We start from the raw sequence: 9,884 nt of genomic DNA on the forward strand, positions 1-9,884 counted from the left end.
GGTGGTTTTGTAATGGAAATATTGACTACAGGAGAAAAAATTAAACGTACCCGAATATATAAGGGACTTACGCTAAAAGAGCTTTGTGGGGACAAGATATCTGTATCTAAATTAAGCTGCATAGAGAATGATAAAGCTGAGGCTGAACCAGAAATACTTAGATATATAGCAAAGATTTTAGATATGGATTATAAATATTTGGTAGATAATATAAGTAACCAGATATCAAGAAATATAGAAGAATTAAAAAATATTGATATAAGTAGAGACAACAACTTAATGGATTTACAATATAACCTGAATTATGCTGTCGAGAATCAGTGCTATTCTCAAGCATTTACGCTTATGCATATGTTGTATGATTATTATTTAATTAAGGAACAAAAAGATGATCTGCAGAAACTTACATCCCAATATGTAGACATATTAAATAAGACTAATTCAAGTGAAAATAGAGTTACATATTTGTTTGATGTGGGAAGATATTTTTTTATAAGCGAAGAATATAGTCAAGCTCTAACTTACTATAACGGTGCCGAGAAGTATGCTGCGAAATGTAATGATGTAATTATAAGTCAGATATTATATATAGTACAATGTGAAATTAAATGTATGCTTAATATGAATAATTACACAATGGCAGAAGCAAAGGTAATGGAACTTGAAGAAGTTATTGTAAATAATCCTGGTATAACTGAAGCAGAAATGGCTGATATATATCATACAATAGCTATTGTGTATTTTAAGAATAATAAGGACAAGTTCATTGAATTTTCCGATAAAGCCATAGAAGCATTTGGAGATAATTACTATAGTAAGTGTAATGCATTATGCGATTATTCTGTTCTATGTTTTAGAGCTGGAGAAATGCAGGAGGGACTTAAATATATAAATAAAGGTATTGGCCTTTTTCCAAGAGATAATAGTGAAGAACAAGCTAGATATTTTATAGAGGCTATAGGACAGTTAATCAAGTACGAGTTTATTGATGAAGCAGAAGAGATATGCGATGATGCATTGAATTTATCAATAATATTAGATAATAATATATTTATTGAGAGAAGCTATTATTATAAATCTATAATAATGTTAAAAAAGGGAGAGTTTTCTTCAGCGGAAATGTATATGAATCTTTCTTCTGATGCATTATTTAAATACGCTTCAAAACGTGAGAGGTATGAAAGATATATTGAGCTAGGCAGTATGTATCATAAAATAAATCAGACTAAAGAAGCTATAAAGTACTTTTCATTAGCATTAAAAATTAAAAGAAGTTTAGCTATATAGATGTGACAAGCATAATATTAAGAAAGTCCCTTAGAAAAATTACTTAACTGCAATTTTCAAGGGGCTTTTTAAGTATCCAAGAAAGCTGGAAAAGGCAAGTTTGAAAGTGTATAATTGATATTAAAAAGAAAGATATATAGGAAAAGTGAGAGGATGATTATGGTATGAATATAGATAAAATGACAGTAAAAGTTCAACAGGCTCTATCAGATGCACAGGCAGCTGCTGTTAAGTTTAATCATCAGCAGGTAGATGTCATACATTTGTTTTATGCGCTCATTAGTGATGATGAAGGTCTCATACCAAATGTCTTAGGCAAAATGTCAACCAATGTTGAGGCTATGAGAAATAGTACAAAGAAAGTGCTTGACGGAATGCCTAAAGTACTGGGTGATGCTGCTGGTGCAAGCAGTGTGTATGCTACTAGAAAAATAGAAGAGGTACTCGTTAAAGCTAGTGACATAGCTAATGATTTCAAGGATATGTATATAAGTGTTGAACATCTTATGATTTCTATAATGGATGTTGATAAGAAAGGCAGTACTGGGCAAATATTAGCACAATATGGTGTTAATAAAACTGCTTTTCTTGAAACATTAAAGTCTATTAGAGGAAATCAGAGAGTTGAGAGCCAGGATCCGGAGGGAACGTATGAAGCACTTGTTAAGTTTGGAAGGAATCTTGTAGAGGATGCTAAAAAACATAAACTTGATCCCGTTATTGGAAGAGATGATGAGATAAGAAGAGCGATAAGAATTCTTTCTAGAAGAACTAAGAATAATCCTATACTTATAGGTGAACCTGGTGTGGGTAAAACAGCTATAGTTGAAGGACTTGCTGAGCGAATTGTCAGGGGAGATGTGCCTGAAGGATTGAAGAACAAGATTATCTTTTCTTTGGATATGGGTTCATTAATTGCTGGAGCAAAATTCAGGGGTGAATTTGAGGAAAGACTTAAGGCAGTCTTAAAAGAAGTAGAAAAAAGTGAAGGAAAGATTATTCTTTTTATAGATGAAATTCATACAATAGTTGGTGCAGGAAAAGGTGACGGCGCCATGGATGCTGGCAACATAATAAAACCTATGCTTGCAAGAGGGGAACTTCATTGTATCGGTGCTACTACGTTTGATGAATATAGAAAATATATAGAGAAAGATAAAGCATTGGAAAGAAGATTTCAGCCTGTAACGGTAGAGCAGCCTACAGTGGAAGATACAATATCTATTCTTAGAGGGCTAAAAGAGCGATTTGAAATTCATCATGGGATAAGAATACATGACTCAGCTATCGTTTCTGCAGCTAAGCTTTCTGATCGATATATAACCGATAGATTTCTCCCGGATAAGGCAATAGATCTTATTGATGAAGCAGGCGCGATGATAAGATCCGATATAGATAGTATGCCATCTGAATTAGATGCAGTTAAAAGAAAAGTATTTCAACTTGAAATCGAAAAGGAAACACTATCTAAAGAAAATGATTTTGCATCACAGGAAAGACTAAGAAATCTTGAAAAGGAACTTAGCAACTTGAAAGAAAAAGATGCTGAGATGACGGCAAAATATGAGAAAGAAAAATCGTTTATAAAAGACATAAGAGAATTAAAAGAAAAGCTGGATGAAGCAAGAGGGGACTTGGAACAGTACGAGAGAAATTATGAATTAAACAAGGTTGCCGAATATAAATACGGTGTTATACCTAAACTTGAAAGCGATATTGAGGAAAAGGAGAAACAGCTTAAGGAAAATTATGAAGGTGCCTTGTTAAAGGAGGAAGTTACAGAAGAAGAAATAGCGGATATTGTATCTAAGTGGACTGGAATTCCCGTAACTAAACTTCAAGAGGGCGAAAAGGTTAAGTTATTAAAATTGGAAGATCAGTTATCAAAGAGGGTAATTGGGCAGGAAGAGGCCGTAAAGTCAGTTACAAACTGTGTCATAAGAGCTAGAGCTGGAATTAAGGATAATAAAAAACCAATAGGTTCTTTTATATTCCTAGGACCAACAGGGGTTGGAAAAACTGAACTTGCAAAGACGCTTGCAAATACTCTATTTGATAGTGAAAAGAATATTATAAGAATTGATATGTCCGAGTATATGGAAAAATACTCTGTGTCAAGATTAATAGGAGCGCCTCCCGGATATGTCGGCTATGAAGAGGGAGGACAGCTTACTGAGGCGGTAAGAAGAAGTCCCTATAGCGTTATTTTATTCGATGAGATTGAAAAGGCTCATGATGATGTTTTTAATATATTCCTTCAAGTTTTAGATGATGGAAGACTTACTGATAATAAGGGTAATTTGATAGACTTCAAGAATACGATAATTATTATGACTTCAAACATAGGAAGCGATTATTTACTTGAAAATACAGAGAAGGATAGCATTGATGATGAAATAAGGGAACAGGTTATGGACGAACTTAAAGATAGATTTAAACCTGAATTCCTTAATAGACTTGATGATATTATATTATTTAAGCCTCTTGGAGCCGATGCTATTAAAAAGATAATAGATTTGTTTATTAACGAGTTTGCAGTAAGACTTAGTGAAAGAAATATATCTATAACTGTTACAGATGCTGCAAAAGAGATTATGATCAGTGAAGGTTATGATCCTATTTATGGTGCAAGACCTATGAGAAGATATATAGAAAATACATTAGAGACAGATATAGCAAAGAAAATTATCGCCGGTGAAGTGTACGATGGCTGTCATATGGTTATAGGCAGTAATAATGGACAAATAGAAATAAAAGTATCAAATGACAAATAAATCAAAAAATAAAAACTCAAAAAAATAATTTATTTTTTTGAGTTTTTGTGGTATAATATAGAAAAGGTTTTCTAAAGGAGGAATTAAATATGGCAATATTGATTTGTGGAGGAGCCGGCTATATAGGTAGTCATATGGTAGCTGAGCTTGTTGAAAACGGCGAAGAAGTAGTTGTGCTAGATAACTTGCAAAAAGGTCACAAGAAAGCTATAGAAGGAAAAAAACTTTATATTGGTGACTTAAGAGATAGAAAAATATTAGATAAAGTATTTACAGAAAATAAAATTGAAGCTGTTATAGATTTTGCAGCGGATTCATTAGTAGGTGAAAGTGTAACTGAACCTCTAAAATATTTTAACAATAATGTAGGCGGGACTATCAGTTTATTAGAAGCGATGAAAGACTATGGCGTAAAATATATAGTATTTTCATCAACTGCAGCTACTTATGGAGAACCAGAAAGTGTTCCTATAAAAGAAAGTGACAGAACATTTCCAACTAATCCTTATGGAGAATCAAAGCTTACTGTTGAGAAGATATTTAAGTGGTGTGACAATGCTTATGGAATAAAATACACAGCACTTAGATATTTTAATGCTGCAGGTGCGCACTTATCAGGTAAAATAGGTGAAGATCATAATCCTGAAAGTCATTTGATTCCAATCATATTGCAGGTGGCTCTTGGAAAAAGAGAAAAAATAATGATGTTTGGTGATGACTATAAAACAGAGGATGGAACCTGTGTAAGAGATTATGTTCATGTAATGGATCTTGCTAATGCTCATCTTTTGGCATTAAATAGGATGAGAAAAGGTGGAGAAAGCAGAATATTTAATTTAGGAAATGGAAAAGGATTTTCTGTAAAAGAAGTAGTTGAAGCTGCAAGAAAAGTAACTGGAAAACCAATAAAGGCTGAGGTTGCGCCTAGAAGAGCAGGAGATCCAGCTATACTCATAGCATCATCCGAAAAAGCTATGAAAGAATTGGGCTGGAAACCAAAGTATAACTCATTGGAAACTATTATTGACAGCGCTTGGAAATGGCATTTAAGTCATCCAAATGGCTATGAAGAATAAGCGTAATTTAACTTAAAAAAAGAAACGGTAATATATTCTGAAGTTAACGAATTAAGAGAAGAAGGCAACAGAAGCAATATAATAAAAGTATTTTGTGAACATTAAGAGTCAGGGCATAGAAAATGTTGTGGCACGAAGGAGATATAGAGTGAATTTAGCAATTGTCAGCAAATTTGCATAAAATTTGTGTTACAAGTGCTTAGTGAGCGGATCAATCTCCGTAGTGCCACAACATTTCCTTTTCTATTTAAACTTTGTTCCTAATTTAAACTTCATATGTATATTAAGTCTATTTATCTTACTCAATACTCTTTTTTTATTATAGCCGCTTAGCGGAGTTGGACAGTAATTATTATAACCGCTTACAGAGGAAATACTGCAAGGAATTACTCTAATCTTGTTAGTAATAAGTTTTTTATCTTTGAATGTAAGCCTTGTTTGAAAAATCATCGTGTCTTTATCGGGTGGATTACTATTACCACCAAAGCAGAAATTACCAAGGCTGTAACAAATATATTTTCCTTTGTATTGTTCAACGCTTTGAAGTACATGCGGATGGTGTCCTATAACTAATGTGGCTCCAGCATCTATAGCTGTGTGCGCAATACTTCTTTGAGTTGAATTAGGAGTATATGTACGCTCAATACCCCAATGGAAAGTAACAATAACAATATCTTCTCTTGATTTATACTTACGAATATCTGATGTCAACTTACGTAGAAATGAAGGGCTATTTGACCAGCCGGTGTACCCTAAGAATGCTATTCTTATATTTTTGTACTTTGTTTCCCACACATTACCTTCACCGAAATATGGAATCTTAAACTTTTTTAGTGTTGAAATAGTATCTTTAAATCCCTGAACTCCGAAATCATGTATATGGTTATTAGAAATGTTTACTCCATCAATAGAAGCCGTTGGTATTGAAGCTGCAAAAGCTGGATTCCCCTTAAAAGTGAATTTTTTTATCTGCCTATTATTTGAAGTAGTGAATGTAGTTTCAAGGTTGGCTATGGTTATATTATCTTTTCTGAAAATAGATCGTACATTTTTGAAAAGATAATATTTACTATTTCCGTTTCGCTTAACTACTGCTGGTAAGGAGGTTGATTGGTTGAATTTTGGGTCTGTACCTATTGTACAATCTCCAACAGCACTTATTGTAATTTTAGTGGTTTTAGGTAATGCTTTATGTTCTAATTTATTTACACCAGTTTTAGCTATAAAATTGCTTTTAGCATGTGCTTTAGTGTTTTTTATGCTGTTTGAAGTGGTTAAATTAGAGGATATAGAATGTGTTTTTTTATAGGAATTTGTACGGATGTATATATAAAGCGTTGTGCAGGAAATAAGAAGTAAAATTAACGATAACAATAGAATAACATACTTAAACTTAGGAGATTTAAAATTTGACATAGTATTATCAACTCCAAAATCAAATTTATATATAATATTGCTTATTTTTATTAGTATGCTTAAATAATAAAAGCCTCTATCTTATTGTAAATTATATATCAATATTTTACAATTGTGAGTTTGCGTGCGCGGTAAAAAAATATAAAAAATGCGATACATATAGTAGTTAGTAGAATTTGGTGCAGCTATTTGGTAGAATGATATATAGAAAGAGATAATGGTGGGAGAGGGGCATTGATAATGGATTGGTTATTTTTATTCAAAGCTGCATTGATAGGAATTGTGGAAGGTATAACTGAATTTTTACCAATATCTTCAACAGGTCATATGATAATAGTTGGAAACCTTATAGGTTTCAATAAACCATATGGAACTGAATATTCCAATATGTTCATGATTGTTATACAGTTAGGAGCTATTTTAGCTATAGTATATTTGTATTGGAAAAAGATAAAACGTTCATTGATTGAATTTAAAGATTATGGACTTAAATTGTGGACAACGATAATTATCGCATTTTTACCATCTGCAGTCATAGGACTTTTATTAAATGATGTTATTGATAAATATTTAATGAAACCAGTTACGGTTATATTAGCTTTACTTGTAGGAGCATTTCTTATGCTGTTTATGGAAAAAAAATATAGGCGTAAAGCTAAAATAAAACGTATAGAGGATGTTAAGCCAAAACAAGCTTTAGTAATAGGCTTTTTTCAATGTTTGGCAATGTGGCCAGGGATGTCAAGATCAGCATCAACAATTATGGGAGGATGGTTTACTGGACTCAATAATGTATCCGCATCAGAATTTTCATTTTTTCTTGCTATACCTACAATGGTAGCTGCTACTGGGCTTAAGTTAAAGGATGCTATTTTAGATGGAAATAATATAAATTTTAATCTAAATACAACTGTAGCATTAATAATAGGATTTATAATAGCTTTTTTAGTTGCATTGGTAGTAGTAGATAGTTTTATAGCATTTTTAAAACGAAAGCCAATGAGAATTTTTGCATTTTATAGAATATTAATTGCTATAATACTAATAATATTATTGTTAACAAAAACAATTTCTTTTGCTGTATATTAAGTTTAATTATACATTATATTATTCATAAATCGTTTTATTATTGGAAATGTGTTATACAATTTGGTAAATAAGACGCATATTTGTGAAAATAGAAAAACATAAATAACTATGTTCAAATTTAAAAGTTTACAGTGTATAATTAAAAAAAATGGGCTTGGAGGGATTGAATATATGTCAAATTCAATTAAAAAAATTGCATTACTTACTGGAGGTGGAGACTGCTCAGGATTAAATGCAGTTATTAGAGCTGTTACAAGAACAGCTATACTACAGTATGGCTACGAAGTGATTGGATATAAATTTGGCTATAGAGGATTGTATAATAATGATTTTGTAAATTTAGATTTAGATAGTGTATCAGGAATACTGGCTAAAGGAGGAACTATTCTTTATAGTTCTAATAAAGATAATCTATTCGATTACAGTGTTGAGGAAAATGGTAAGACAGTTAAAAAGGACGTATCAGATACAGCAGTTGAGAATATGAGAAAAGAAGGTGTAGATGCTCTAGTAGTAATTGGTGGAGATGGTACACTTACTAGTGCAAGGGACTTTGCAAGAAAAGGAGTTAAAGTAATAGGAGTTCCAAAGACTATTGACAACGATTTAGCTGCTACTGATGTAACATTTGGATTTAATACTGCTATTGAAGTTGCTACGGAGGCTCTGGATAGATTACATACGACTGCAGAATCCCACCATAGAATTATATTATGTGAAGTTATGGGGAGGAACGCAGGATGGATAGCTCTAGAATCAGGAATTGCTGGAGCTGCCGATGTTATTCTTTTACCAGAAATACCTTACGATATAGATAAAATAGTGGATAAAATAAGACAAGAAGAGAAAAGTGGAAAACTGTTCAGCATAATTGTTGTAGCAGAAGGTGCAAAATCGAAGGATGGAGAAGTAGTTGTAAGCAAAATAGTTGAAGATAGTCCAGATCCTATAAGATTAGGTGGAATTGCTAATAAGCTTGCATACGATCTTGAGAAGATTATTAAGGATCATGAAGTAAGAAGTACAGTTCTTGGACATATTCAAAGAGGTGGTATAACTTCTACATTTGATAGAATACTTTCTACAAGATATGGTGTAGCAGCAGCAGATCTTATTAATGAAGGTAAGTTCGGAAATATGGTACGCCTAAAAGGTGATGAAATATCATATGTAAGCTTGGAAGAAGTTATTGGAAATAATAAAAACGTTGATCCGAATGGTGAACTTGTTCAAATTGCAAAGAAGATTGGAATATCTTTCGGAGATTAATATAGCTAGGAAAATAACTGGCAGTTATATAACTGCCAGTTATTTTAGTTTACTCTTTAGGAAATTATGTTTTTGCCTATTATAGATAACTTTTGGCTAATGATAAGATACTTTTATATAAAGCAAAAAAGATAGTCCTTAAATAAAGAAACAGTAATATATTCTGAAGCTAATGGATTAAGAGAAGAAGGCAACAGAAGCAATATAATAAAAGTATTATTATTTTAAAAATATATTGACATGGAGATATATGCATGTTAATATATGAAAACTGTCTAGCACTTGAAGAAATAAGTAGAGTAATAAGATTATTAAAGCTATGATGGTTTTAAATCTAGTATTTTTGTAAGTAAGTTGGCAGATATTATATTATAATCGCTTATTTTAAATGCTTAACCTATTATGTCAGGTATTTTGCATATGAATAGGGTGAAAAAAGATTTATAACAAAATTTTTTACAATATTCTTAAAAATATTGTTGACATGTAGATACAAAGATGATATTATTAAATAGCTGCGTAACGATAGGCAAACAAATCAGCTACGGAAAGCAGCAAGTGAGTTATAAAAATGTAATTAAAGTTTAGAATTCACTTGAATCAAATTAGAAACGAGCAGGACAAGGAAATAAGGAGTGAGGAGCGGAGTTTGCTGATGCAAATGAGCACTGCAGCGACGAAGTTGACGAAGTAATGCAAAGTTTATAATTTGATGAACATGGTCTTTGAAAATTGAACAGAGAAAAAGGTAAGACAAAGAAATTTGTTAAAATAAACCGGCAATTCTGAGAGATCTCGAAAGAGATACTTGAGATAAAGTAAGTAAGAGCAAGACAAACTTTTAATTTGAGAGTTTGATCCTGGCTCAGGACGAACGCTGGCGGCGTGCCTAACACATGCAAGTCGAGCGAGAGACTTCGGTCTCTAGCGGCGGACGGGTGAGTAACACGTGGGTAACCTGCCTCATAGAGGG

General features: G+C 32.3%; 6 protein-coding genes and 1 rRNA gene. 6 read left to right on the forward strand and 1 reads right to left on the reverse strand.

Annotation, left to right across the window (positions count from 1 at the left end):
* The first annotated feature begins 12 nt into the window (after positions 1-12).
* From CLORY_RS17450 to galE, 3 genes are all read left to right on the forward strand, one after another.
* Complete coding sequence (locus CLORY_RS17450) at positions 13-1,287, forward strand: helix-turn-helix domain-containing protein (protein WP_079426846.1); 1,275 nt, start codon at positions 13-15, stop codon at positions 1,285-1,287.
* Positions 1,288-1,451: 164 nt separating this feature from the next.
* Complete coding sequence (clpB, locus tag CLORY_RS17455; protein WP_079426848.1) at positions 1,452-4,061, forward strand: ATP-dependent chaperone ClpB; 2,610 nt, start codon at positions 1,452-1,454, stop codon at positions 4,059-4,061.
* A gap of 89 nt (positions 4,062-4,150) precedes the next feature.
* Positions 4,151-5,137, forward strand: a complete 987-nt coding sequence (galE, locus tag CLORY_RS17460) for a UDP-glucose 4-epimerase GalE (RefSeq protein WP_079426850.1) — start codon at positions 4,151-4,153, stop codon at positions 5,135-5,137.
* A gap of 243 nt (positions 5,138-5,380) precedes the next feature.
* Here the strand turns inward: galE and CLORY_RS17465 are convergent, their stop codons facing one another.
* Positions 5,381-6,553 (reverse strand): CapA family protein, encoded by a 1,173-nt coding sequence (locus CLORY_RS17465; protein ID WP_079426852.1) that lies wholly within the window; start codon positions 6,551-6,553, stop codon positions 5,381-5,383.
* Between the two features lie 240 nt (positions 6,554-6,793).
* Here CLORY_RS17465 and CLORY_RS17470 point away from each other — a divergent pair, with 240 nt between their 5' ends.
* The 3 genes from CLORY_RS17470 to CLORY_RS17480 form a co-directional block, all read left to right on the forward strand.
* Positions 6,794-7,642 (forward strand): undecaprenyl-diphosphate phosphatase, encoded by an 849-nt coding sequence (locus CLORY_RS17470; protein WP_079426854.1) that lies wholly within the window; start codon positions 6,794-6,796, stop codon positions 7,640-7,642.
* 171 nt (positions 7,643-7,813) lie between these two features.
* A complete protein-coding gene (locus CLORY_RS17475) occupies positions 7,814-8,911 on the forward strand; it encodes a 6-phosphofructokinase (protein ID WP_079426856.1) in 1,098 nt (365 codons plus the stop codon).
* Positions 8,912-9,753: 842 nt separating this feature from the next.
* Positions 9,754-9,884, forward strand: a 16S ribosomal RNA gene (locus tag CLORY_RS17480); the annotation flags it as partial.

The sequence above is a fragment of the Clostridium oryzae genome, assembly GCF_002029235.1.
In the GTDB taxonomy this organism is placed as follows: domain Bacteria; phylum Bacillota; class Clostridia; order Clostridiales; family Clostridiaceae; genus Clostridium_AE; species Clostridium_AE oryzae.